The 22221-nt window shown below is 63.3% G+C and carries 24 protein-coding genes; 10 read left to right on the top strand and 14 right to left on the bottom strand.

Annotation, left to right across the window (positions count from 1 at the left end; genetic code table 11):
• Positions 1–98: 98 nt before the first annotated feature.
• Complete coding sequence (locus A3M7_RS48395) at positions 99–374, bottom strand: hypothetical protein (protein ID WP_156936848.1); 276 nt, start codon at positions 372–374, stop codon at positions 99–101.
• A 343-nt stretch (positions 375–717) separates the two neighbouring features.
• Between A3M7_RS48395 and A3M7_RS0109275 the strand changes: the two genes are divergently transcribed.
• Complete coding sequence (locus A3M7_RS0109275; protein WP_256374861.1) at positions 718–1767, top strand: acyltransferase; 1050 nt, start codon at positions 718–720, stop codon at positions 1765–1767.
• A gap of 311 nt (positions 1768–2078) precedes the next feature.
• On the opposite strand, the gene A3M7_RS43930 is transcribed toward A3M7_RS0109275, so the two are convergent.
• On the bottom strand, positions 2079–2999 hold the full coding sequence (locus A3M7_RS43930) for a LysR family transcriptional regulator (protein ID WP_049823289.1): 921 nt from the start codon (positions 2997–2999) through the stop codon (positions 2079–2081).
• Between the two features lie 156 nt (positions 3000–3155).
• Between A3M7_RS43930 and A3M7_RS0109265 the strand changes: the two genes are divergently transcribed.
• A complete protein-coding gene (locus tag A3M7_RS0109265; protein ID WP_027543667.1) occupies positions 3156–3857 on the top strand; it encodes an alpha/beta fold hydrolase in 702 nt (233 codons plus the stop codon).
• Positions 3858–4092: 235 nt separating this feature from the next.
• Positions 4093–5061: an ABC transporter substrate-binding protein gene (locus A3M7_RS0109260; RefSeq protein ID WP_027543666.1), complete on the top strand. Its 969-nt coding sequence runs from the start codon at positions 4093–4095 to the stop codon at positions 5059–5061.
• A gap of 194 nt (positions 5062–5255) precedes the next feature.
• Here the strand turns inward: A3M7_RS0109260 and A3M7_RS0109255 are convergent, their stop codons facing one another.
• Positions 5256–5765: a DUF2867 domain-containing protein gene (locus A3M7_RS0109255; RefSeq protein WP_027543665.1), complete on the bottom strand. Its 510-nt coding sequence runs from the start codon at positions 5763–5765 to the stop codon at positions 5256–5258.
• Positions 5766–5860: 95 nt separating this feature from the next.
• Here A3M7_RS0109255 and A3M7_RS0109250 point away from each other — a divergent pair, with 95 nt between their 5' ends.
• The gene (locus A3M7_RS0109250; RefSeq protein WP_156936847.1) at positions 5861–6151 is read left to right on the top strand and encodes a hypothetical protein; all 291 of its coding nucleotides are present in this window, start codon (positions 5861–5863) and stop codon (positions 6149–6151) included.
• A gap of 42 nt (positions 6152–6193) precedes the next feature.
• Positions 6194–7264: a c-type cytochrome gene (locus tag A3M7_RS0109245; protein WP_049823287.1), complete on the top strand. Its 1071-nt coding sequence runs from the start codon at positions 6194–6196 to the stop codon at positions 7262–7264.
• A gap of 197 nt (positions 7265–7461) precedes the next feature.
• Here the strand turns inward: A3M7_RS0109245 and A3M7_RS0109240 are convergent, their stop codons facing one another.
• The 6 genes from A3M7_RS0109240 to A3M7_RS0109215 all read right to left on the bottom strand — a co-directional run bounded on the left by A3M7_RS0109240 (position 7462) and on the right by A3M7_RS0109215 (position 11170).
• A complete protein-coding gene (locus A3M7_RS0109240; RefSeq protein ID WP_027543662.1) occupies positions 7462–7674 on the bottom strand; it encodes a YodC family protein in 213 nt (70 codons plus the stop codon).
• A gap of 350 nt (positions 7675–8024) precedes the next feature.
• A complete protein-coding gene (locus A3M7_RS0109235; RefSeq protein ID WP_027543661.1) occupies positions 8025–8783 on the bottom strand; it encodes an HAD family hydrolase in 759 nt (252 codons plus the stop codon).
• Complete coding sequence (hemF, locus tag A3M7_RS0109230) at positions 8774–9661, bottom strand: oxygen-dependent coproporphyrinogen oxidase (RefSeq protein WP_371090131.1); 888 nt, start codon at positions 9659–9661, stop codon at positions 8774–8776. The genes A3M7_RS0109235 and hemF overlap by 10 nt, the downstream gene beginning before the upstream one ends.
• A 16-nt stretch (positions 9662–9677) precedes the next feature.
• The gene (locus tag A3M7_RS0109225) at positions 9678–10043 is read right to left on the bottom strand and encodes a 6-carboxytetrahydropterin synthase (protein ID WP_027543659.1); all 366 of its coding nucleotides are present in this window, start codon (positions 10041–10043) and stop codon (positions 9678–9680) included.
• A 17-nt stretch (positions 10044–10060) separates the two neighbouring features.
• Complete coding sequence (gene queE / locus A3M7_RS0109220; protein WP_027543658.1) at positions 10061–10693, bottom strand: 7-carboxy-7-deazaguanine synthase; 633 nt, start codon at positions 10691–10693, stop codon at positions 10061–10063.
• An 18-nt stretch (positions 10694–10711) separates the two neighbouring features.
• The gene (locus tag A3M7_RS0109215) at positions 10712–11170 is read right to left on the bottom strand and encodes a tRNA (cytidine(34)-2'-O)-methyltransferase (RefSeq protein WP_027543657.1); all 459 of its coding nucleotides are present in this window, start codon (positions 11168–11170) and stop codon (positions 10712–10714) included.
• A 277-nt stretch (positions 11171–11447) separates the two neighbouring features.
• Between A3M7_RS0109215 and petA the strand changes: the two genes are divergently transcribed.
• The 5 genes from petA to A3M7_RS0109190 all read left to right on the top strand — a co-directional run bounded on the left by petA (position 11448) and on the right by A3M7_RS0109190 (position 18108).
• A complete protein-coding gene (petA, locus tag A3M7_RS0109210) occupies positions 11448–11978 on the top strand; it encodes a ubiquinol-cytochrome c reductase iron-sulfur subunit (protein WP_026232845.1) in 531 nt (176 codons plus the stop codon).
• 62 nt (positions 11979–12040) lie between these two features.
• Complete coding sequence (gene fbcH / locus A3M7_RS0109205; protein WP_027543656.1) at positions 12041–14104, top strand: cytochrome b/c1; 2064 nt, start codon at positions 12041–12043, stop codon at positions 14102–14104.
• A 236-nt stretch (positions 14105–14340) separates the two neighbouring features.
• Positions 14341–15030, top strand: coding sequence for a dienelactone hydrolase family protein (locus tag A3M7_RS0109200; RefSeq protein WP_027543655.1), 690 nt, complete (start codon positions 14341–14343; stop codon positions 15028–15030).
• A gap of 363 nt (positions 15031–15393) precedes the next feature.
• A complete protein-coding gene (locus A3M7_RS0109195) occupies positions 15394–17559 on the top strand; it encodes an anthranilate synthase component I (RefSeq protein ID WP_027543654.1) in 2166 nt (721 codons plus the stop codon).
• 9 nt (positions 17560–17568) lie between these two features.
• Positions 17569–18108 carry an adenine phosphoribosyltransferase gene (locus tag A3M7_RS0109190; RefSeq protein WP_011085277.1) on the top strand — a complete coding sequence of 180 codons (540 nt, stop codon included), beginning with the start codon at positions 17569–17571 and terminating at the stop codon, positions 18106–18108.
• 5 nt (positions 18109–18113) lie between these two features.
• Here A3M7_RS0109190 and A3M7_RS0109185 read toward each other — a convergent pair whose 3' ends face one another.
• The 5 genes from A3M7_RS0109185 to A3M7_RS0109165 all read right to left on the bottom strand — a co-directional run bounded on the left by A3M7_RS0109185 (position 18114) and on the right by A3M7_RS0109165 (position 22112).
• Positions 18114–18446 carry a GIY-YIG nuclease family protein gene (locus tag A3M7_RS0109185; RefSeq protein ID WP_027543653.1) on the bottom strand — a complete coding sequence of 111 codons (333 nt, stop codon included), beginning with the start codon at positions 18444–18446 and terminating at the stop codon, positions 18114–18116.
• Positions 18447–18528: 82 nt separating this feature from the next.
• Positions 18529–19197 (bottom strand): hypothetical protein, encoded by a 669-nt coding sequence (locus A3M7_RS0109180; protein WP_027543652.1) that lies wholly within the window; start codon positions 19195–19197, stop codon positions 18529–18531.
• Positions 19198–19259: 62 nt separating this feature from the next.
• Positions 19260–20012 carry a hypothetical protein gene (locus A3M7_RS0109175; RefSeq protein WP_027543651.1) on the bottom strand — a complete coding sequence of 251 codons (753 nt, stop codon included), beginning with the start codon at positions 20010–20012 and terminating at the stop codon, positions 19260–19262.
• Between the two features lie 181 nt (positions 20013–20193).
• Complete coding sequence (locus tag A3M7_RS0109170; RefSeq protein ID WP_027543650.1) at positions 20194–21405, bottom strand: M48 family metallopeptidase; 1212 nt, start codon at positions 21403–21405, stop codon at positions 20194–20196.
• A gap of 146 nt (positions 21406–21551) precedes the next feature.
• Positions 21552–22112 carry a LemA family protein gene (locus tag A3M7_RS0109165; protein WP_011085281.1) on the bottom strand — a complete coding sequence of 187 codons (561 nt, stop codon included), beginning with the start codon at positions 22110–22112 and terminating at the stop codon, positions 21552–21554.
• Positions 22113–22221: the final 109 nt, after the last annotated feature.

The raw sequence follows: 22221 nt of genomic DNA, 5'->3' as shown, positions 1-22221 counted from the left end.
GCGCCTGGACTGCAGATTCCGCGATTGGCCCAATGCAAGCCGAAGACGTCATTTGCCGCGCCTTTGGCTCAGCATGGAAGCTTGCTGGCCCCAAGCCTTTATGGGCTGAACAAGCTGTGGAGAAAATGTTCCTTTTCGCCAGGCGCATAACCCTGGGAAGCGCCGAAATACGGTTCATGGTCGCCATAGGAGGGGGCGGAACGGTATTCGGTCGGCGCCTGAGGTGGCGCGTAGGCAAAGCTCGAAGCGGAACTTGGTGCGATCGTGCCCTGATGGGAGCGAACAGCAGCGTGCCGGTGGGAGTTATGCGCCGGCGCCGCGTTCGCAACGCCGTACAGGGGGATCAATAGGCTCAACGCCAGGATGAAACGCATCGCTTTTTCTCCAGCTGCCCCCCGGCTCGTTATCTAGCGCTCGGCCGCTGAGCCCCAATAGACATCGGCTTCACGCCTGATCACATCCCCGCCATCACGGACCCGCATGGGCGCGCGGTCGGCTGGGGCGTACTCATGAACGTCGGCTTCCGAGCCCAAGCCGGCCGTCGCCCGGCTTGGCCGTCATCGGCGGCTGATGACCATAGCGGTCATGCCAGAATGCGGCCCCGTCGCAGTCCACTCAATACATCCAAAAGTAGAGAATACTAGGTTGTCACAACCGATTATTAATATTCTGGCGTGCAGATAGGGTGCAATTTGTAATTGAGAGTGCCGAGGCGTTTTGCGGGTCTTCGCGGGTGTAGAGGCAATGCGCGGCGTTGCCGTGCTGTCGGTGGTCTGCGGACACGCAGTCAGCGCGCGACCCGATATGGTCGGCCCGGGCGTCGCCGAAGGCGTCCTCACCATTCTTGCAAGCGGCGTCGACGTCTTCTTTGTTATCTCCGGCTTCATCATCGCAACCACGGCGGCGGGGCAGCGCGACCCGTTGAATTTCACCTTCAGACGAGCTGTTCGAATTTATCCGGTCTACTGGCTCGTGTTGCTGGTGGCGTTCGTTAGCTCGTCTTGGATCGAGCTGTCGCCGGAGAAGCGTCCCCCACTCGACCTCGGCCTCATCTTCGCGTGGACATATCCGAACTGGTACCTCGCGCCGGCCTGGTCGATTGCTTTCGAATTGCACTTCTACGCCGCAGTTGCGTCCATCCTTGCGATCGCGCCGAACCGGGTGTTCGAGCTGCTGTTCGCGGGGCTCGGCATGGTCGTTGTTGCCGTCGTATTCCGCCTGCAGCTTGGCATCTATTCCCATCCGCTGGTCCTGGAATTCGGCGCCGGCGTCGGCATCGCCTATCTCCACAGGAACGGCGGATTGCGCTTTTCGCGCCGCATTCTGGCAATTTCCGCAGGCCTGTTTGCGGCCGGCTGGTACTGGATCTTCGTGTCCGGATCGGCCGATCCGCAATTCGCACGCGTGCCCACCTATGGCCTCGCTGCGGGATTGCTCATCCATGCCGTCGTGTCTGCCGAGATCGAAGGGCAGTCCTTTTCGCCGATCCTCCAATGGTTCGGCAAGATTTCGTACTCGCTGTATATCGTCCACTACCTGGTGATAAAATGGACCGCCAACTTTACTGGGATGTGGCTGCTATCTACGGCCGGGACAATCGCTGCCAGCATTCTGCTCTCCATCGGTCTCGCCTTCGCCTTGCACATCATCATTGAGGCGCCGCTCATCGGTTGGGGCCGCAAGTGGAGCCTGATGCGCCGCGACCAACAGACCTCGGATGTCCCGAGACGAGAGGGAGCCGTGCGTATTCCAGCACGGGCCGAATAATCGCGTGATGACCCCGGCCCAGGCCGCATTCGCGCCTGGACCGCGGATTGAACCTCTCTCGGGCCGTGTACTCATGACCGTCGGCTTGCGAGCCCAAGCCGGAAGCCGCCCGGCTTGGCCGTCATCGGCGGCTTATCACCCAACTCAGAATTACGGTGACAGTGCAATTAACTTGCTGTCGCGAAAGGTTTCGCGCGTGATGAGCAGGGGATTGAGTGCACTGTCACCGTAATCTCAGCGTCGCGCGAAACAGGTCGCGTTCGACGCCGTCCAGAGACAGATCACGTCGTCGCCTTTCACGTCTGCGACGGTCAGCGGCTGGCCGGTGCCGAAAGTTCAGGGTTACGCGACACGCCCAAGGCCTCGACGAGAAAATCGATGAACAAGCGCGCCCGCAGCGGGAGTTGCCGTCCGAACGCGTGCAGGACGTAGACCGGCGTGGTGAACATCGGTATCTCCGGCAGTACGACATTCAGTCGTCCAGCAGCAAGCTCGTCCTCGATTGCGATGCGCATGAACTGCGTGATGCCAACGCCTTTTACGACGGCCTCAATCAACGACTGAGCATCGTCGCTGTCGAAGGGGCCATTGGGGATGACCCGGGTGCCGTCCGCAAAAGTGAATGCTTGCGGCCGGCCGCCGAGCAGGTGGCGAAGGCAGGCATGCTGCCTGAGATCGTCGATCGACCGCGGAATTCCCCGGCGCTGAAGGTATTCCGGCGATGCGCCCAGAACATATTGCAGCACGCCCAACGAGCGGCCGATCAGGTTGGTGTCTTCCAATTCTCCAATTCTTACCGCGAGGTCGAAACCCTCGCGAATGAGATCGACACGGCGGTCCGTGACGCTGAGGTCGAGCTTGATGTCTGGATAGCGTTCCAGGAACGAGCCCGCCCATGCGGAGATCAATGGACGTCCGAACGTACTCGGCACGGTGACCCGAAGCACGCCACGTACGTTGCCCGGAGCCTGCACGATGTCATCGGCTTCCTCGATCGCGCGTAAATGGGGGGCAACATGTTCATAATAAGCGGCGCCTTCGGACGTCGGGCTGAGCGTGCGCGTCGAGCGCTGCAGCAAGCGCACACCGAGACGTTGTTCGAGGCGCGCGACGCTTTTGGATACCGCTGAAGGACTGGCGCCGATGAGCCTCGCGGCGCCCGCGAAAGAACCCGTATCAACCGTTCGTACGAAGGCCAGCAGACCAGCTGTTCTTTCCAAAATCGTGGTCATTTCGGACTTCTAATCATGAAAGAACCGAACGAAACACAGCTATTCGGACATTTATGACCGAATAGGTTGAGCCTCGCAATGGGGGCCGTCAGCCGCGTTCCAAGCCTTCCAACATGCCTCCATCGCTCAAACTCATGCAAGAAAAGGGAATGCAGTATGCCTGCACAGACCAAACCAACGATCGTTTTCTGCCACGGCATCTGGGCCGATGGTTCTTGTTTCAACAAAGTCATTCCTGCGTTGCAGGCTGATGGTTACGAGGTCATCGCCGTTCAATATGGCCTCGACTCCTACGAAGAGGACCTTGCGACGGTTAAGCGCACGCTCAATCGTGTCGGCAGCCCGGTCCTCCTCGTCGGTCATTCCTATGGAGGAGCCACCATCACTGGCGCGGGGACCGATGAGCGCGTGGTTGGCCTCGTCTACATTGCAGCGGTCGCTCCGGATGCCGGCGAGACCGTACAGGACCAGCTCGACAAGTATCCGTCGGATATTTTTTCTCGCGTCGAGGTCGCCGATGGGCGTGCCTGGATGCTTCCGAATGGCACCGAGTTCTTCGCAGGAGACCTCTCCGACGAAGACCAGAAGCTGGTTTGGGCCACCCATTATGCGCCCGTCTACAATTTGTTCCAGCAGCAGAAGCTCAGCGCCGACAAAGTCGCGTGGAGGTCGAAGCCAAGCTGGTACATTCTGGCCACGCAAGACCACACTGTGCATCCCGATCTGCAACGCTGGGTCTCGAAGCGCATGGGAGCGACCGTCACCGAGGTGACGAGCAGCCACGTGCCGATGCTCTCCCAGCCGAACGTCGTTATCGACGTCATTCGCAAGGCTGCTGCCGCCGTTCAAAAAAGCTGATCGCAATAGGCGTGCATTTGTCGGACAAAGGAGAGGTCGTTCGCAAGGCGACCTCTCTTATGGATGGGTTGGGTGCGATGACTGCTTCTGGGCCCTTCGCGGACATTGCCGCGCGATGCGACCCTGAGCCGGCCTCAGGCCATCCCGATCAGGTCCGTCCAGCACAGCCGTGACCACAACCTCAGGTCCACTTTCATGCTATTATTGGAGGGAGCGGGCTTTTGCGGGGGCGAGCATGAGACGGCGGGAATTCATTTCGGCCTTCGGGAGTGCGGCGATCACATTCCCATTGGCGGCTCATGCTCAGAAATTGGCGACCCCGGTGATTGGCTCTCTGAACCGTCCGGCCCCCGGGCTGGAAACGTTTAGCGATGCGTTTCGCCGCGGTCTCAAGCAAATGGGATTTGCTGAAGGACAAAACGTCCTGATTGAAGGACGTTGGCCCAACGCCAATGAAGAGTTGCGAGACGCCGCAGCCGACCTGGTGCGGAAGCGGGTCGCACTCATCTTCACCGCCGACAACGGCGGAGCGTTGGCCTCCAAAGCGACCACATCGGAAACACCGATCGTGTTTGTCGTGGGGCTCGATCCGGTTGCCATGGGTCTCGCAGCATCGATCAACCGTCCGGGTGGTAACGCGACCGGGGTTTCATTCCGAGTGAGTGCATTGGAGCCGAAGCGGTTTGAATTGCTGCACGCTCTATTGCCCAAGGCGTCTTTGGTGGGCGTTCTGATCAATCCGGACAATCCAAATGCGGACGCCAGCGCTCTGCGCGCAGCAGCATCTTCGTCGGGGCTGCAATTGATCGTTTTGGATGCCCGAAGCATTCCTGAGGTGGAAAACGCATTTTCAATATTGGCCCAACGTCGGGCGAATGCGCTGCTTGTGACCTCCGACCGTCTCTTCAATCTCGAGCGTCGTCAGTTGGTTGATTTCGCGGCACGCACTGGCATCCCCGCGATCTATCCTTGGCGGGAATTTGCTGATGCTGGCGGATTGATGAGCTATGGCAACAGCCTCACCGACGCCTTTCGGCAAGGCGGGCTTTACGTTGGCCGCATCCTCAAGGGTGACAAGCCGGGCGATTTGCCCATCTGGCAACCCACCAGGTTCGAGTTCGTCATCAACCTCAAGGTGGCGAAGTCGCTGGGCCTCGAAATCCCTGCTGCGCTGTTGGCGTTTGCAGACGAGGTGATCGAATGATCCAACTTCCGTGATCATGGTGACAGTTCATTCAACCCGGCTCAATCGCGTCTAGTTAAGTGCACGGTCACCGTAATTCGCAAAGCCAGCGTTTCCTTACGTAGATGCTTGGGCTGGAAGGTACCGTGCGCCTCTCGTGGCGCCAAACGCGACCCAGCAGGTACCGAATTTGGTCCAGCCGGCGGCGCGCGACCTCACGGCTCAAGTGGCCAGCCTGATCGCTCGGCTCGACGCAAAGACGACTTTACGATCAGGCGATGGAAAGGCGCAATTCCCGCGATATAGGCCCGTCCTCCCAAATGATTGAAGGTCACGACCGTTGTGGCGACAAGTCGGCGGCACAAAGCGGACTCTTCAACCAAAACGGACAAACGGAAGTCGAGATGGCGATCGTCCTCGCCAAGGATAATCTCATGACGACGCCGATCGTAGACCCGAAAGAAATCGATCCTGTCGGTCGCAACGTCATCGCGCAACTCAGACGATGTCTTAAGACCAAACCCCGCAACCAAAGTGTCCCTTAGAGCTATTAGCCAGCCAACCCACCGCGCCTGACCCATAAGCATATGGGCGGCGAGGCGCTCGGCGTCGCCCGTCGCATTGCTCGGCAGATCGATCGCGAATGCGTCAGCGAAGCCCGCCTTGGCGTAGAGCGGCTTAAGCACCGAACGTTGCGGCAAATCGACTCGAGCAACGCGCGCCATAGATGTTCCGCCCGGACTGAATGGAAGCGAAGAGGTGGTGCATTCCAATAGCACGAGCGGGGCTCTCCATCAAACGTAGCAAGGAACTTCTGCTGTTGGCCAATCGCGCGCGCGGAGCGGGGATCCCGCGCCGCCGCAAGCGTCGGAGCTCCGTCGGTTCAGCGAAGCGCCGCCCGACCCGCCTCGGTGATGCGGTACTCGATCTCTCCCGACTGAAGCGGCCCGCTCTCGACCAGGCCGAGTTCGACGATGCGCGCGACGATCTCGTGATCGAAGGTGATTACGGTGACAGTGCACTCAACCCGCGTCTAATGATCATGCGCCGAATGTGGGATTCGAAAGTGCCGATGACCCAAACCGGACCAGGCACCCAAATCCCTGATTGACGCCGGCTTGTCTCGGCCCTTGAATGTTTCCTGGAACGCCTGATGGAGGAACGCCTGGCCGCAGATTTCTGCGGCATTGCCTCGCGAGCGGCCGGTCTTCACGCTTTCGGCTTCGAAGGTCTAGGTCCGCCGATGCGCATGGAGGTCTTGGCCATGAGGATGTCTTCAGCGCTTTTCGCCCTTTCGCTGACGTCGCTTGCTTCAGCGGGGGCGCCTGCACAGAGCCAGGACGGCCCACCGCCATGGGCCTATCCGGTAAACCCGCCGAATTTTCAACGCGCCCGCGACGACGGTACGATCCGGCGAGTCCCTGACAGCGTCGCCGGTTTTACACTCACGCAGCTGCGCGATCTGTTCGCCGCTCCCGACTGGCATCCCGAAGACCATCCGGCTTTGCCAGAGATCGTCGCAAAGGGGAGAAAGCCTGACGTGTTCGCGTGCGGCGTCTGCCACCGGGCAGACGGACCGGGCGGCCCTGAGAATGCCAGCCTGTTTGGCTTCTCCGCGGAATACATCATTCGGCAAACGGTGGAGTTCAAGACGGGCCTGCGTACGAATTCGGTGCCCCGCGTCGCCACCGACCTGATGATCAAGACGTCCAGGGACATCACCGACCAGGAGCTCAAGGAGGCTGCGAACTATTTTGCGTCAATCAAACCGAGATCGAACATTGCGGTCGTGGAAACCGACGCCGTTCCGAAGACACATGTCAGGGACTTGTTCCTGGCGGCGATGGACGGCGGCGAGAAAGAGCCCATCGGCCAGCGCATCATCGAGATTCCGGAAAACGTTGAACACTTTCTCAGCCGGGACTCGCGCGCTCGTTTCATCGCCTATGTCCCGGTTGGCAGCATTGAGAAAGGGCGGGCGTTGGCAGCGAGCGGCGACCTCCGCGTCCAGTGCGCCGCTTGTCATGGTGCCGACCTCAAAGGGACTGCCGTGGCGCCGGGGATTGCGGCCCGTTCGCCCACGTACATGTTCCGTCAGCTTTACGACTTCAAGTCGGGCGCGCGGAAGGGCTCCAATAGCGACCTCATGAAACCGGTCGTTGAAAACCTAGGCATCGACGACATGATCGCGCTAGTCGCCTATACGGCGTCGCTCATGCCTTAACGTTTCGTGGCTGCTCGCACGACCACGAGCCCGTTGTCGTTGTTCGGCCCGGAGCGCGGTCTGTTTGAATGTCGGCTGTTGGCGCTTCTGCGCCATGCAGCGATGTCCGCCCTTGCGCCATTATTGGCGGAAAAGCGGACATCACGCGCGCCGGAGCGAAGCGCTCCGATCTGATCAGGACGCGGCCTTAGCCGTGCCTACTCCTCGTCTTCGTCGTCCTCGTCTTCCTCTTCCTCATCCTCGTTCACCTCTTCCAGGTGTTCGAGCACGGCGAGCGGCAGCGTCTCGCGAAACAGGTCGCCTTCGACGCCCATCCAGAGACAGATCACGTCGTCGCCCTTCACTTCTGCGACGGTCAGCGGCTGGCCGCCGGATTTCAGCATGACGATATCGCCGGCTTTCAGTTCCATGGATGGTCCTTTCGGGGTTGATTGACTTGAGAGGCTAGCAAGCCGGCATGACACGCCGATCACGGGCTGCGGGATCAGTGGATGTGCTGCGGCAGCGCGCATCCGCGGCCAGGCCGCTGAAACGCCGACGACGGAGCTTCAGGCCGGAAGCGGGACCATGACGGAGGCGAGGGCGCCTGCGCGATGGGTTGCGCAGGGGCTTGTCCGTCCCATGCGCCGCGATGATGGCATCATGCGCCTGTTTTGCCCGACGGGTCAAACGATTTCGTAAAATCCGCAAGCATTTGATTTTGCAGCAGCCGGCTACTGTGCATGGGGTTGTTTTTCGAGTTTTTGTTTCGCGCCGATGGTTACGACCGGTCAGGCACCAGTTCGGTCAGCGAGCGGATGATGCGGTCGGGCTTGACGGTTGAGCCTTCGGGCAGGCCGTCGCCATGCACGTCGATCCAGATCGAATAGATGCCGAGGCGCTGCGGCGTCACGACTTCCCATTCGAGGTTGTCGCCGATCATCCAGGTGTCCTCGGCGGTGACGCCCAGCGCCTCCATCGCGTGCAGATAGGCACGCTCCTCGGGCTTGCCGAAACCGTGCTCGCCCTCGATCTGGATGTGGTGGAAGCGGTGCGCGAGCTCGAAGCGCTCGACCTTGGCGCGCTGGGTGTCGGCGGCGCCGTTGGTCACCAGCGCGAGCTTGATGCCGAGCGCCTTCAACTTGTCGATCGCCTCATGCGCGCCCGGAAAAACGAACATCTCCTCCTCGCGATAGGCGGTGAAGCGATCGGCGAGGCGAATGGCGAGGTCGTCGGATAGTGCGCGGTGGCCGGCGGCCGCGAGCGCCGCGAACCCGCCCTTCACCGTCAGATGCCGCGCCTCGGCGAGCTTCATCCGCCAGGCGGCTTCCGCATTGGCCCAGAAGTTTCGCGCGAAAGCCAGCACTGCGGTTGCGACCTGTTGCGGCGGCAGCGGCGCAAGCTCCTCGGCGAACTCGTTCGCGATCGTATTCCAGGCGATCTCGGGCCGGCCATAGGCCGACAGGATGGTGTCGTCCATGTCGATCAGCATGGCGCGGGGCAGCGGCCTCGCAGCGGGCTTCATCGCAGTCATGGCCATTTCACCTCCGGCGGCAGCGACGACAGGATCGAATCCACATTGCCGCCGGTCTTGAGCCCGAAGATGGTGCCGCGGTCGTAGAGCAGGTTGAACTCGACATAGCGGCCGCGCCGGATCAGTTGCTCCTCGCGGTCCGCTGCGGTCCAGGCGCTCGCGAAATTGCGCCGCACGATGTCGGGATAGATCTTCAGGAAGGCACGGCCGACGTCCTGGGTGAAGGCGAGGTCGGCATCCCAGTCGCCGCTGTCGTGCCAGTCGTAGAAGATGCCGCCGATGCCGCGCGCCTCCTTCCGGTGCGGCAGGTAGAAATACTCGTCGCACCATGTCTTGTACTTGTCGTAATCGGCAACGCCGTTCGGCTGCGCACAGGCCTCTTTCATCGCCGCGTGGAAGGCGATGCTGTCAGCGTCGTCCTGCGTGCGCCGGCGGTCCAGCACCGGCGTCAGATCAGCGCCGCCACCGAACCAGGCTTTTGTGGTGACGACGAAGCGCGTGTTCATGTGCACGGCAGGCACGTGCGGATTGCGTAAGTGCGCGATCAGCGAGATGCCGGAGGCCCAGAACCGCGGATCGTCCGCCGCGCCGGGAATCTGCGCGCGAAATTCGGGGGCGAATTCGCCGTGCACCGTCGAGCAGTGTACGCCGACCTTCTCGAACAGGCGGCCCGACATCATCGACATCACGCCGCCGCCGCCGGCCGCGCCGCTATGGTCGGTGCGCTGCCAGGGCGTGCGGTCGAAGCGGCCGGCCTTGCCCGGATAGAGGCTTTGCGGCGCGTCGTCCTCCAGCCGCTCGAAGCTTGCGCAGATGTCGTCGCGCAAAGCTTCGAACCAGGCGCGGGCGCGCGTCTTGCGGTCTTCGATCAGGTTGGGGTCCATTGTCGATGCCATTCCGTCAGCCCTGCGGACCGTAATAGGTGCAGCTCTCGTTGCAACTGTCGCGATGGATGCTGACGCGGGTGAGCTTGCCGATATGCGCTAGCCGCTCCCAGACGAAGCGCGACAGGTTTTCCAGCGTCGGCTTGCCCAGCGCTTCGATCTTGTTGAGGAACTTGTGGTCCAGCGTCAACCTGACGTCCTCGATGGCGCGCTGGAGGAGGCCGAGATCGACCACCATGCCGGTCGCAGGGTCCGGCGTGCCGCGCACCGTCACCTCGGCGCGGAAGGAGTGGCCGTGGATCTCTTCGCTCGCCGCGCCGAACGTCGTTCCCGACAGTGAATGCGCCGCCTCGAAGCGGAACGATTTCGTCAATTCCCACATCTGTTCGAAAACCAATCCTATCTGATGCCGAGCGATTTATGCGTCTGCACGCTGAGCCGCCATTGCGGATGGCGCAGGCAGTAGTCGATCGCGCGCGCGGTGTTTTCGGCGACCTCGGGCCCGTCCATCGGCTGCAGCGAGAAGCGCTCGAAAGCGAGGCCCTCGAAGGCCTCCGGCGCGGCGAGGGCCTGCGGATAGACCAGCTTCAGCTCGTGGCCACGGCACAGCACGAGCTCGCTGCCGCCCTTGGGGCTGACGCAGATCCAGTCGAGGCCATCAGGTGCGGCGATCGTGCCGTTGGTCTCGACGCCGATCTCGAAGCCTCTCGCATGGAGCGCATCGATCAGCGCGTCGTCGACCTGGAGCAGCGGCTCGCCGCCGGTGAGCACCACGTAGCGGTTGGCGGCCGTTGCCGTCCATTGCGCCGCGATGGTGTCGGCGAGCTCCGCAGCCGAGGCGTAGCGGCCGCCCAGCGTGCCGTCGGTGCCGACGAAATCGGTGTCGCAGAATTTGCAGGTCGCTGACTGCCGATCGGCCTCGCGGCCGCTCCAGAGATTGCAGCCGGCGAAACGGCAGAACACGGACGCGCGCCCGGCATGGGCGCCTTCGCCTTGCAGGGTCAGGAAGATTTCCTTGACCGCGTAACTCAATGGTCTCTCCTCAACATATCAACCTTGCGGGTTCCGGATCTGCCGCAGCGCCTCGCCTGCGGCCATCGCCGCGGTCATGGCGACATTGAGCGACCGCAGTCCCGGGGCGATCGGAATCACCAGCCGCGCATCCGCGGCCTCGACCACCGCGTCGGTGACGCCGGCGCTCTCGCGCCCGAATAGCAGGATGTCCGACGTCTGGTAACGGAAATCGCGGTAGTCGGTGGCGGCCCTGGTGGTGAACAGCAGCAGCCGGCAGCCCTGTGCCGCGCGCCACTCCTCGAACTGCGGCCAGGAGACGTGCCTGACGATGCTGACATGGTCGAGGTAATCCATTCCCGCCCGGCGGAAATGCCGGTCGGAGACGGGGAACCCTGCCGGTTCGATGATGTGGGCGTCCAGCCCGAGGCAGGCGCAGAGCCTGAGAATCGTGCCGGTGTTCTGGGGGATGTCGGGTTGGAAAAGCGCTATCTGCATGGGCGGCGTCGGGTTGGTTGTGGGCCGGAAATGTCTCAATAAAACATCGCTGGCGCGGGAATTCGTGCATTGCACGCTTCCCCGCCGTTAGCGGGCTTGCGCTCGCCCGGCAAGGGTGCCAATAGAACGATTCTGGACTGCTGTTTTCGCTTGTTTTGGCGGGGACAAGCGAAGTTCTGCCGCCGCGGGGGGCCGCGGGCGCCGGCAGCCAGTTCTGGGGACCTTGGGGGCCCCTGGAGCGGTTCCACCGGTAGCATAAGAAGAAAGGGTTGGAATCGTGACGACAGCGTCTTCGGCGGACCATCCGACACGCCGTGATTTCTTATTCGTTGCAACGGGGGCAGCTGCAGCAGTAGGGGGCGCAGCCGCGCTCTGGCCCTTCATCTCCCAAATGAATCCTGATGCCTCGACCATCGCGGCCGGTGCGCCGATCGAGGTCGATCTCAGCCCGGTCGCCGAGGGGCAGGACATCAAGGTATTCTGGCGCGGCAAGCCGATCTACATCAGCCACCGCACCAAGAAGCAGATCGACGAGGCGCGCGCCGTCAACGTGGCGAGCCTGCCCGATCCGCAGTCCGACGAGGCCCGGGTCAAGTCCGGCCATGAGCAGTGGCTGGTCGTGATCGGCATCTGCACCCATCTCGGCTGCATCCCGATCGCTCATGAGGGCAATTACGACGGGTTCTTCTGCCCCTGCCATGGTTCGCAGTACGATTCGTCCGGCCGCATCCGTCAGGGGCCCGCGCCCGCGAACCTGCCGGTGCCGCCGTACCAGTTCGTTTCCGACACCAAAATCCAGATCGGCTGAGCTTCGGACCCTCGTCCGAAGCTTCGCGCCGTCTCGTCGTATTATTTCCTCAGGATCGCATCATGAGCGGACCATCCGACTACCAGCCGAGCAATCCGGCCCTGCAATGGATCGAGCGGCGCCTGCCGATCCTCGGCCTCATGCACTCCTCCTTCGTCGCCTATCCCACCCCGCGCAACCTGAACTACTGGTGGACCTTCGGCGCCATCCTCTCCTTCATGCTGGGGATGCAGATCCTGACCGGCGTGATCCTGGCGATGCACTACACGCCGCATGCCGATCTCGCCTTCAAGTCGGTCGAGCTGCTCGTCCGTGACGTCAATTACGGCTGGCTGCTGCGCAACATGCATGCCTGCGGCGCGTCGATGTTCTTCTTCGCGGTCTACGTCCACATGCTGCGCGGCCTCTATTACGGCTCCTACAAGGAGCCGCGCGAGGTGCTGTGGATCCTCGGCGTCATCATCTACCTCCTGATGATGGCGACCGGCTTCATGGGCTACGTGCTGCCGTGGGGCCAGATGAGCTTCTGGGGCGCCACCGTCATCACCAACCTGTTCTCCGCCATTCCCTATGTCGGCGAGAGCATCGTGACGCTGCTGTGGGGCGGCTATTCGGTCGGCAACCCGACGCTGAACCGCTTCTTCTCGCTGCACTATTTGCTGCCGTTCCTGATCGCGGGCGTCGTCGTGCTCCACGTCTGGGCGCTGCATGTCGCCGGCCAGAACAATCCCGACGGCGTCGAGCCGAGGACGGAAAAGGACACGGTTCCGTTCACGCCGCATGCCACCATCAAGGACATGTTCGGCGTCTCGTGCTTCCTGCTGCTCTACGCCTGGTTCATCTTCTACATGCCGAACTATCTCGGCGACGCCGACAACTACATCCCGGCGAATCCGGGCGTGACGCCGCCGCACATCGTGCCGGAATGGTATTACCTGCCGTTCTACGCGATCCTGCGCTCGATCCCGAACAAGCTTGCGGGCGTGATCGGGATGTTCTCGGCGATCATCATCCTGTGCTTCCTGCCGTGGCTCGATGCGGCCAAGACCAGGTCGTCGAAGTACCGCCCGCTGGCCAAGCAGTTCTTCTGGATCTTCGTCGCGGTCTGCATCCTGCTCGGCTATCTCGGTGCGCAGCCGCCGGAAGGCATCTACGTGATCGCCGGCCGGGTCCTGACGGTCTGCTATTTCGCCTACTTCCTGATCGTGCTGCCGCTGCTCTCGCGCATCGAGACGCCGCGGCCGGTGCCGAACTCGATCTCGGAGTCGATCCTCGCCAAGGGTAGCAAGGCGGTGGCCTCCGTCGCCATCGTGCTCGTTGCCGCCGGCACGCTGTTCCTCGGCAGCCTGCAGGACGCGCGCGCCAACGAAGGCAGCGACAAGCCGCCGGGCAACAAATGGTCGTTCGCCGGTCCCTTCGGCAAGTTCGACCGCGGCGCGCTCCAGCGCGGCCTCAAGGTCTACAAGGAGGTCTGCGCCAGCTGCCACGGCCTGTCCTACATCGCCTTCCGCAACCTCGCGGAAGCCGGTGGCCCCAGCTATTCGGTGGCGCAGGTGGCGGCGTTCGCGTCGGATTACAAGATCAAGGACGGTCCGAACGATGCCGGCGATATGTTCGAGCGCCCGGGCCGGCCGGCCGACTACTTCCCCTCGCCATTCCCGAACGAGCAGGCAGCCCGTGCGGCGAACGGCGGTGCGGCGCCGCCCGACCTGTCGCTGATCACCAAGGCGCGCTCCTACGGCCGCGGCTTCCCCTGGTTCATCTTCGACTTCTTCACCCAGTATCAGGAGCAGGGCCCTGACTACGTCTCGGCGGTGCTCCAGGGTTTTGAGGAGAAGGTGCCGGAGGGTGTGACCATTCCGGAGGGCTCCTACTACAACAAGTTCTTCCCGGGCCACGCCATCAAGATGCCGAAGCCGCTCAGCGACGGCCAGGTGACCTATGACGACGGCTCGCCGGCCACGGTCGCGCAATATGCCAAGGACGTCACCACGTTCCTGATGTGGACCGCCGAGCCGCACATGGAAGCGCGCAAGCGCCTCGGCTTCCAGGTGTTCGTCTTCCTGATCATCTTCGCGGGCCTGATGTACTTCACCAAGAAGAAGGTCTGGGCCGACTCCCACTGAGCGGCGCGAGGCGAGATTGAAAAGGCCCCCGCAAGGGGGCTTTTTTGTTGCCGTCATTCCGGGGCGATGCGCCGGCATCGAGCCCGGAATCCATTCATCCACCAACGCTGCGGCCAGATCGATACCGGGCTCGCGCTATCGCGCGCCCCGGAATGACAAGAGTGTGGATTGCGCCGCGCGCCCCCAGCGGCCAAAATACCGCCAACCGCTCCCCCAGAAACTCATCGGAGGACACCATGGGAACCACCATCACCTTCAAGCGCCCGGACGGAAAGGACGCCTCCGGCTATCTCGCCAACGCCGCGCGCGGCAACGCGCCGGGCGTGGTCGTGATCCAGGAATGGTGGGGCCTGTCGGACCAGATCAAGGGCCTGTGCGACCGCTTCGCGCTCGCCGGCTTCGATGCGCTCGCGCCCGATCTCTACAAGGGCAAGGTGGTGCCGTATCACGACACGGATGCGGCCGGCAAAGAGATGAACTCGCTCGACTTCATGGACGCGACCACGCAGACGGTGCGCGGCGCCACGCAATACCTGTCGCGCAACGGCGCCAAGGTCGGGCTGACCGGCTTCTGCCTCGGCGGTGCCGTCACCATCATCGGCGCGGTGCACGTGCCGGAGCTCGCCGCCGGCGTCGTGTTCTACGGCATCCCGCCGGAGCAGGCGGCCAAGCCCGCCGACGTCAAGATCCCGCTCCAGGCCCATTTCGCCAACAAGGACGATTGGTGCACGCCGGAGCTGGTCAGCGGCTTCGAGAAGGCCATGAAGGCCGCCGGCAAGTCGCTCGAGCTGTTCCGCTATGACGCCGAGCACGCCTTCGTCAACGAGCAGCGCCAGGCCGTGCACGACCGCGAAGCCGCCGAGCTCGCCTGGGGCAGGGCGATCAAGTTCTTTGCCAATCATCTAGGCAACAACAGCGCAGCATAACCGATGTCGTCCCGGCGAAGGCCGGGACCCATAACCCCAGGGTTTTCTAGTTGGCGCAAGCTGTCACTCCGAGTCTTCGCCAAACATAGTTTCGTGGCTATGGGTCCCGGCCTTCGCCGGGACGACGGCGGAGATTGACGCTGATTGCCTGGGCCCGCCCACCCTTGACGCCGCCCCCGCGCCATGGTGAGTATCCGCCCATGAGCACCGCCGTCCGCCCAGCCCGTCTTTGGTGGCGCACCTCCTAAGAGGTGGCCGGTGCGATTTCTTTTCCCAAAATCGTCGAAGGTCGCCCACGCAGTGCGGCGGCCTGATCGTTTGTCCTGTGTGGCGTTCCCTCGGCAAGTCTCGTAAGAGGACCACATGAACAGGACAGTTTTTGCCCTCCCGGCCAGAAGCGATTACGTGACCCGCGCGGGTCTCGCGATCACGCGCGTGGCGGAGCAGTTTACCGGCGGCGCCAACCGGCTCGACGATCTCGTCAGCCTGCTCGACCGCCGCCGCGGCGTGGTGCTGTCGTCGGGCACGACCGTGCCCGGCCGCTACGAGAGCTTCGACCTCGGCTTCTCCGATCCGCCGCTCAAGCTCGAAACCTCAGGCGTCAATTTTAAGCTGGAAGCGCTCAACGAGCGCGGCCAGGTGCTGATCGCCTTCCTTGCCGACGTCCTGCGCGAACCCTGCGTGGTGATCTCCGAGACAACCGCTTCGCGCCTCGCCGGCCACATCATTCGCGGCGATGCGCCGGTCGAGGAAGACCAGCGCACCCGGCGCGCCAGCGTGATGTCGCTGGTGCGCGACCTCGTCGCCGCCTTCTCGGCCAACGATGACGGGCTGCTCGGCCTGTTCGGCGCCTTCGCCTACGACCTCGTGTTCCAGATCGAGGACCTCGTGCAGAAGCGCGCGCGCGAGCAGGATCAGCGCGACATCGTGCTCTACGTGCCTGATCGCCTGCTGGCCTATGACCGCGCCACCGGCCGCGGCGTCGTGCTCAGCTACGACTTCACGTGGAAGGGCAAGTCCACCGAGGGCCTGCCGCGCGAGACCGCCGACAGCCCGTACCTGAAGACACCGCGCCAGGGCTTTGCCGATCACGCGCCCGGCGAATACCAGGCCACCGTCGAGACGGCGCGCGCAGCCTTTGCCCGCGGTGATCTCTTTGAAGCCGTGCCGGGTCAGCTGTTCGCCGAGCCCTGCGACCGCTCGCCGGCCGAAGTCTTCCAGCGGCTCTGCGTCATCAACCCATCGCCCTACGGCGCGCTGATGAATCTCGGCGAGGGCGAGTTTCTCGTCTCGGCCTCGCCCGAGATGTTCGTGCGCTCGGACGGCCGCCGCGTCGAGACCTGCCCGATCTCGGGCACGATCGCGCGCGGAACCGATGCGATCGGCGATGCCGAGCAGATCCGCCAGCTCCTGAACTCGGAGAAGGACGAGTTCGAGCTCAACATGTGCACCGACGTCGACCGCAACGACAAGGCGCGCGTCTGCGTCCCCGGCACCATCAAGGTGCTGGCCAGGCGGCAGATCGAGACCTACTCAAAACTGTTCCATACGGTCGACCACGTCGAGGGCATGCTGCGTCCCGGCTTCGACGCGCTCGATGCCTTCCTCACCCACGCCTGGGCGGTCACCGTGACCGGTGCGCCAAAGCTGTGGGCGATGCAGTTCGTCGAGGATCACGAGCGGTCGCCGCGGCGCTGGTACGCCGGCGCGATCGGCGCGGTGAATTTCGACGGCAGCATCAACACCGGTCTCACCATCCGCACAATCCGCATGAAGGATGGCCTCGCCGAGGTGCGCGTCGGCGCCACCTGCCTGTTCGATTCCGATCCCGCCGCCGAGGACCGCGAATGCCAGGTCAAGGCCGCGGCGCTGTTCCAGGCCCTGCGCGGCGATCCGCCGAAACCGCTGTCGACCTTCGCGCCCGATGCGACCGGAAGCGGCAAGCGGGTGCTGCTGATCGACCACGACGACAGCTTCGTGCACATGCTCGCCGACTATTTCCGCCAGGTCGGCGCCAGCGTCACCGTGGTCCGCTATGTGCATGCGCTCGACATGCTCAAGCAGAAGAGGTGGGATTTGCTGGTGCTGTCGCCCGGCCCGGGCAGGCCCGAAGATTTCGGGATCAAGAAGACGATCGACGCGGCGCTGGAGAACAAGCTGCCGGTGTTCGGCGTCTGCCTCGGCGTGCAGGCGATCGGCGAATATTTTGGCGGCGAGCTCGGCCAGCTCACGCATCCCGCCCACGGCCGGCCCTCGCGGGTGCAGGTGCGCGGCGGGCGGCTGATGCGCAACCTGCCGAACGAGATCGTCATCGGCCGCTATCACTCGCTCTATGTCGAGCGCGACAGCATGCCGGAGGTGCTGAACGTGACCGCCAGCACCGAGGACGGCGTCGCCATGGCGCTGGAGCACAAGACCCTGCCGGTCGCCGGCGTGCAATTCCACCCGGAATCGCTGATGTCACTCGGTGGCGAGGTGGGCTTGCGTATTGTCGAGAACGCGTTCCGGCTGGATGCGCGTGTTGATTGAGAGGCACCAATGACCTTTGACCACGACCTGAAGGCGAGCGTCCGCACCATCCCCGACTATCCCAAGCCGGGGATCATGTTCCGCGACATCACGACCTTGCTCGCGGATGCGCGCGCGTTCCGCCGCGCGGTGGACGAGCTCGTCAACCCCTGGGCCGGCAACAAGATCGACAAGGTCGCCGGCATGGAAGCGCGCGGCTTCATCATCGGCGGCGCGGTGGCGCACCAGCTCTCCGCCGGCTTCGTGCCGATCCGCAAGAAAGGCAAGCTGCCGCACACCACCGTGCGCATCGCTTACTCCCTCGAATACGGCATCGACGAGATGGAGATGCATGTCGATGCGATCCAGCCCGGCGAACGCGTCATCCTGGTCGACGACCTCATCGCCACCGGCGGTACCGCGGAGGGCGCGGTGAAGCTGCTGCGCCAGATCGGCGCCAATGTCGTCGCCGCCTGCTTCATCATCGACCTGCCCGAGCTCGGCGGCGCCGCGAAGCTGCGCGCCATGGACGTCCCGGTGCGCACGCTGATGACGTTCGAGGGGCACTGAGCGCGTTAAATCGCCTCGGCCTTCAGCTCCGCCTGCCAGTGCAGCATGCGCTCCTTCAGGAGCGCGTTCCTGACATAGGCAGTCTCCTCGTCCTCCAGACGCTCGCATTCGCCAAACGTCAGGCCTGCCTCGCCATGCGCGTTCCACGCAGCCTGAAGGCTGCGGCACATATGATTGCCCTGGCGGAGCGAGAACCAGATGCGGTTCTGGATGGTCTCGAGGTTGGGCGCCTGGCCGACCCAGGCTTCGCCCGACGCCGTACAGCGGACGACGAAGATGCCTGCAATGGTCTTCCGCTCCTTGTAGGCGGCGATGGCTGCTTTCCGGTCGATGCTCACGGGATAGGTCCTTGTTGAGGCGCGCGCCTTCAATAAGCGGGGTCCGCTCCGCAGTCAATATTATCCGGGTAAAATAATTGCCCTAGGACCGCTGCAGGATCAGGCTGAGCTCGAGCTCGCGAAAGGCGAGGTAATTGCGCCGGGTCCACTGGTGCAGCTCGGTCGAGGCGTCCTTCTCCTGGCGCAGATAGCCGGTGAAGGAGAAGTTCAGCCGGTCGATATAGGTCTTCAGGAAGCCGGGCAGCGCCGGCAGGCGGAACAGCCGGCCGGTTGCCATTGCGGCCGGCAACTCGCCGCGCACGACGTGCTCATTGTCCACCGTGATGAGGTTCATCCGCGGGATCTGCTCGCGCAGCATCTCATGGGCGCGGGCCGAGACGCGGTCGGTGTCGGCGACGAACAGGATCTGGGGTGCGACATGGCGGCGGGCCGCCTCCTTCAACAGGCCGATCTCGTCGGCCATCTTGAAGAACTCGTCGAAGGCGTGGAAGCCGAGGTCGATGACCTTGGCAAGACCGTCATCGACGATGACGCGGTCCATCAGTTGCATCTTGCCGTAGGTGTCGATCACGTCGGCGGTCTCCGTGATCTTCGGCAAATAGTCGAGCAGCGACGGCTCCTTCAGGTTGACGTCGAAGGCCGCGACGTTGCCGTTCTTGAGCAGCAGGAACTCGCTCAATAGCCGCGCCAGCAGCGTCTTGCCGACCTGCGGGCGGGGCGAGCAGATGATGTAGACGGGTGTCGCGGGCATCACGAACTATTATCTGAGCGAACTCACCGCCCAATCCAGCCGTATCAGCCCGGACTCTGCAACTATTTTTCGCTGCTGCGGGCGCCGGGTTTCGAACCGACGATGTCGGTCAGGCGGATGCGGTCGAACTCGCTCCAGACATTGGCCAGCCAGTGCCGGACATAGCCGCGCAGCACGAAGGAGTAGTTGGCCGCCTCGTCGCTCATGCCCTTGTTGGCGACGAATTTCAGGAACGGGACGGAGGAGACCTCGACCTGCTCATAGGCCATTTCGTTGAGCTTGGGGATGGTCAGCTCGGTGGCGTCCTTGATGCGGTGGAAGTAGGAGTTGTAGGTCGCCTGGTCCCACTGGAAGAACTGGGTGTCGTTGATGAAGTTCTTCACCAGGAAATATTTTGCGCCGGTCATGAAATTCGCGGTCTCGGCGATTTCGTCGAGCGAGGCGATCGAGGGTCCCAGGATGTGGAACACCGCGAAGGTGATCTGCCCGGCCTTGGCGGCGTCGAGGAAACCGATGTCGCGCAGCGAGGCGAGCGCCGGCGAGAGCAGGCCGGCGCGGACGTCGATCACGGTGACCGACGGGCTGGTCGCGTTGAGCGTATCGAAGATCTTCATCTGATCGGACGTCGTCGTCATGTCGACGATCTCGGTGATGTCAGGATGGAAGCGCTTCAGCGTTCCGCGCGGGGATTCCGTGTCGAAGGCGCGCGTCGGCACGTTGTTGGCGGAAAAATAATCGAGCAAGGTGCGCGATACCGTGGTCTTGCCGACCCCGCCCTTGTCCGCGCCCACCACAACCACTGCCGGCTTTGCCATTGCTGTCCCCTAACGCGCGCCCCCGATCGCGAGGTCGCAATCGGCCGGGCCCCAAATCGATGTCCCAAGTCTGCTGTTGGGCGCGAACATGGCAGAAACAAGGGAGAATTCAATCCGCAGGCCCCGCTTGCGGCAATTCCTGAGGTTTTTCCAGATTGCCGTGAAACTGACCGGGGCGCGCTCAGTGGCGGCCCCACGGACCCATGGGATTCCCGATCGGGTTGCCGGCCGCGGTTCCGGAGGGGCCGGGCGTGGGCGGCGGATTGGCCGCGCTGCCTCCATCGCTCCATGGTCCCTGCGACAGCGGTGGCGGGGCGTTCTGCGGGGCGGCCTGCGCCTCGGGCTGTTCCGTCTCGTCAGTCGGGTCCGGCAGCGGACCAGGATCGTGGCCGCCGGCGAACTTGACCAGCGCGTCGACCCGGGACTGCACCGACGGATGGGTCGCGAACAGATCGGCAAAGCCCTCGCGCGGATTGTCGACGCAGAGCTCCATCACGGCCGAGGTCGCGCCCGGCAGCTCGCCGCGATTCTCGATCTTGCGCAGCGCCGAGATCATGGCATCGGGGTCCTTCGTCAGCTCGACCGAGCCGGCATCCGCGAGATATTCGCGCGAGCGCGACAGCGCCAGCTTCACCACCTGCGACATCAGCCAGGCCACCACGATCAGCACGACCGCGATGATGATGACGATCACGGCGCCGCCGCCGGAGCTCTTGCTGTCGCTCGATGACGAGGACGAGCGCGACGACGAGGAGGAGCCTGACGACCACGAGCCGCCGGAGCTCCAGCTCAAATTCGTGAACAGGCGGAAGAACAGTTCGCCGAAGAAGCCGACCACGCCGGCGATGATGACGGCGACCACCATGAGCTGCACGTCGCCGTTCTTGATGTGGGTCAGCTCGTGGCCCAGCACCGCCTCGATCTCCTTGTCGTTCAGCGCGTTGAGGAGGCCGGTGGTGACGGTGATCGAATATTGCCGCGGATTGAGGCCGGTCGCGAACGCGTTCAGCGCCGGGCTCTCCATGATCTTCAGCTTCGGCATGGTGATGCCGCGCGAGATGCAGAGATTTTCAAGCAGATTGTAGAGCCGCGGCTCCTCCTTCCGGGTGACGTCGTGGCCGCCGGTCACCGCGTCGATCATCGACTGGTGGAAGAAATAGGCGATCACGACCCAGACGGCCGCTGCGATCGTCGCGAAGGGCGCGGCCTTGAGCAGGTCGTAGAAGGCGCGGTTCAGATAATAGGCGACGGTTTCATTGCTGTTGATGACGACTTCGGCGACCAGCGCACCGGCATAGACCAGCACATAGACCAGCGCGAACAGGCCGGCGAGCAGCAGCATCGAACGAAACTTGTTCGAGGCGATGTGCGTGTAGAGACCATACGCGGCCATGGCTGCTTCCGTTAGCTCCCGTCATTCCGGGGCAGGCCGCAGGCCTGAACCCGGAATCCAGAGCTTAGTGTCTCGGTCGAGATTCCGGGTTCGCGTCTTCGACGCGCCCCGGAATGACGAAGTGTGAGAGGTCGCTCACGCAGCAATCAGAACTTCACCTGAGGCGCGGCCTCGACCTCGGTGCGGCTGGCGCCGAGATCGAAGAAGTCCTTCTTGGTGAAGCCGAACATGCCGGCGAACAGGGCGGCGGGCATCTGCTGGATGCCGGTGTTGTATTCCTGGACCGCGCTGTTGAAGAAGCGGCGGCTCGCCGCGATCTTGTTCTCGAGGTCGGAGAGCTCGCTGGCGAGCTGCTGGAAGTTGGCGTTGGCCTTGAGGTCGGGATAGGCCTCCGACAGCGCGATCAGCCGGCCGAGCGCACCGGAGAGCTGGTTTTCTGCGGCGGACACCTGCGCCGGGCCCTGCGCGGACATCGCCGAATTGCGCGCCTTGATGACGTCGTCGAGCGTGCCGCGCTCATGCGAGGCGTAGCCCTTCACCGTCTCGACCAGGTTCGGGACGAGGTCATGGCGCTGCTTGAGCTGCACGTCGATATCGGCAAAGGCCTGGCCCACGCGCTGGCCCAGCGCCACCAGGCGGTTGTAGGCGCTGAAGGCCAAGAACACGAGAACGACGATGACGCCGAGAACGATCCAGCCGGTCGACATGGAGGACTCCTGAAGGGGATTTAAGGCGGGCGCAGCCTAGACCAAAATGGCGCAGGGCGAGAGCCCCGGCGCGGAGGGGAGGTAGGATTTGGTCGGATCTGGAACCATC

The organism is Bradyrhizobium sp. WSM2254, assembly GCF_000472645.1.
GTDB lineage: Bacteria > Pseudomonadota > Alphaproteobacteria > Rhizobiales > Xanthobacteraceae > Bradyrhizobium > Bradyrhizobium niftali.
This window is presented reverse-complemented; position numbering and strand designations above follow the sequence as displayed.

Excerpts from the sequence above, each read along its gene's own strand:
- A3M7_RS48395 (WP_156936848.1), bottom strand. The coding sequence starts at position 374 with ATGCGTTTCATCCTGGCGTTGAGCCTATTGATCCCCCTGTACGGCGTT.
- A3M7_RS43930 (WP_049823289.1), bottom strand. The coding sequence starts at position 2,999 with ATGACCACGATTTTGGAAAGAACAGCTGGTCTGCTGGCCTTCGTACGA.
- A3M7_RS0109265 (WP_027543667.1), top strand. The coding sequence starts at position 3,156 with ATGCCTGCACAGACCAAACCAACGATCGTTTTCTGCCACGGCATCTGG.
- A3M7_RS0109260 (WP_027543666.1), top strand. The coding sequence starts at position 4,093 with ATGAGACGGCGGGAATTCATTTCGGCCTTCGGGAGTGCGGCGATCACA.
- A3M7_RS0109255 (WP_027543665.1), bottom strand. The coding sequence starts at position 5,765 with ATGGCGCGCGTTGCTCGAGTCGATTTGCCGCAACGTTCGGTGCTTAAG.
- A3M7_RS0109245 (WP_049823287.1), top strand. The coding sequence starts at position 6,194 with ATGGAGGAACGCCTGGCCGCAGATTTCTGCGGCATTGCCTCGCGAGCG.
- A3M7_RS0109240 (WP_027543662.1), bottom strand. The coding sequence starts at position 7,674 with ATGGAACTGAAAGCCGGCGATATCGTCATGCTGAAATCCGGCGGCCAG.
- A3M7_RS0109235 (WP_027543661.1), bottom strand. The coding sequence starts at position 8,783 with ATGGCCATGACTGCGATGAAGCCCGCTGCGAGGCCGCTGCCCCGCGCC.
- hemF (WP_371090131.1), bottom strand. The coding sequence starts at position 9,661 with ATGGACCCCAACCTGATCGAAGACCGCAAGACGCGCGCCCGCGCCTGG.
- A3M7_RS0109225 (WP_027543659.1), bottom strand. The coding sequence starts at position 10,043 with ATGTGGGAATTGACGAAATCGTTCCGCTTCGAGGCGGCGCATTCACTG.
- A3M7_RS0109215 (WP_027543657.1), bottom strand. The coding sequence starts at position 11,170 with ATGCAGATAGCGCTTTTCCAACCCGACATCCCCCAGAACACCGGCACG.
- fbcH (WP_027543656.1), top strand. The coding sequence starts at position 12,041 with ATGAGCGGACCATCCGACTACCAGCCGAGCAATCCGGCCCTGCAATGG.
- A3M7_RS0109200 (WP_027543655.1), top strand. The coding sequence starts at position 14,341 with ATGGGAACCACCATCACCTTCAAGCGCCCGGACGGAAAGGACGCCTCC.
- A3M7_RS0109195 (WP_027543654.1), top strand. The coding sequence starts at position 15,394 with ATGAACAGGACAGTTTTTGCCCTCCCGGCCAGAAGCGATTACGTGACC.
- A3M7_RS0109190 (WP_011085277.1), top strand. The coding sequence starts at position 17,569 with ATGACCTTTGACCACGACCTGAAGGCGAGCGTCCGCACCATCCCCGAC.
- A3M7_RS0109180 (WP_027543652.1), bottom strand. The coding sequence starts at position 19,197 with ATGCCCGCGACACCCGTCTACATCATCTGCTCGCCCCGCCCGCAGGTC.
- A3M7_RS0109175 (WP_027543651.1), bottom strand. The coding sequence starts at position 20,012 with ATGGCAAAGCCGGCAGTGGTTGTGGTGGGCGCGGACAAGGGCGGGGTC.
- A3M7_RS0109170 (WP_027543650.1), bottom strand. The coding sequence starts at position 21,405 with ATGGCCGCGTATGGTCTCTACACGCACATCGCCTCGAACAAGTTTCGT.
- A3M7_RS0109165 (WP_011085281.1), bottom strand. The coding sequence starts at position 22,112 with ATGTCGACCGGCTGGATCGTTCTCGGCGTCATCGTCGTTCTCGTGTTC.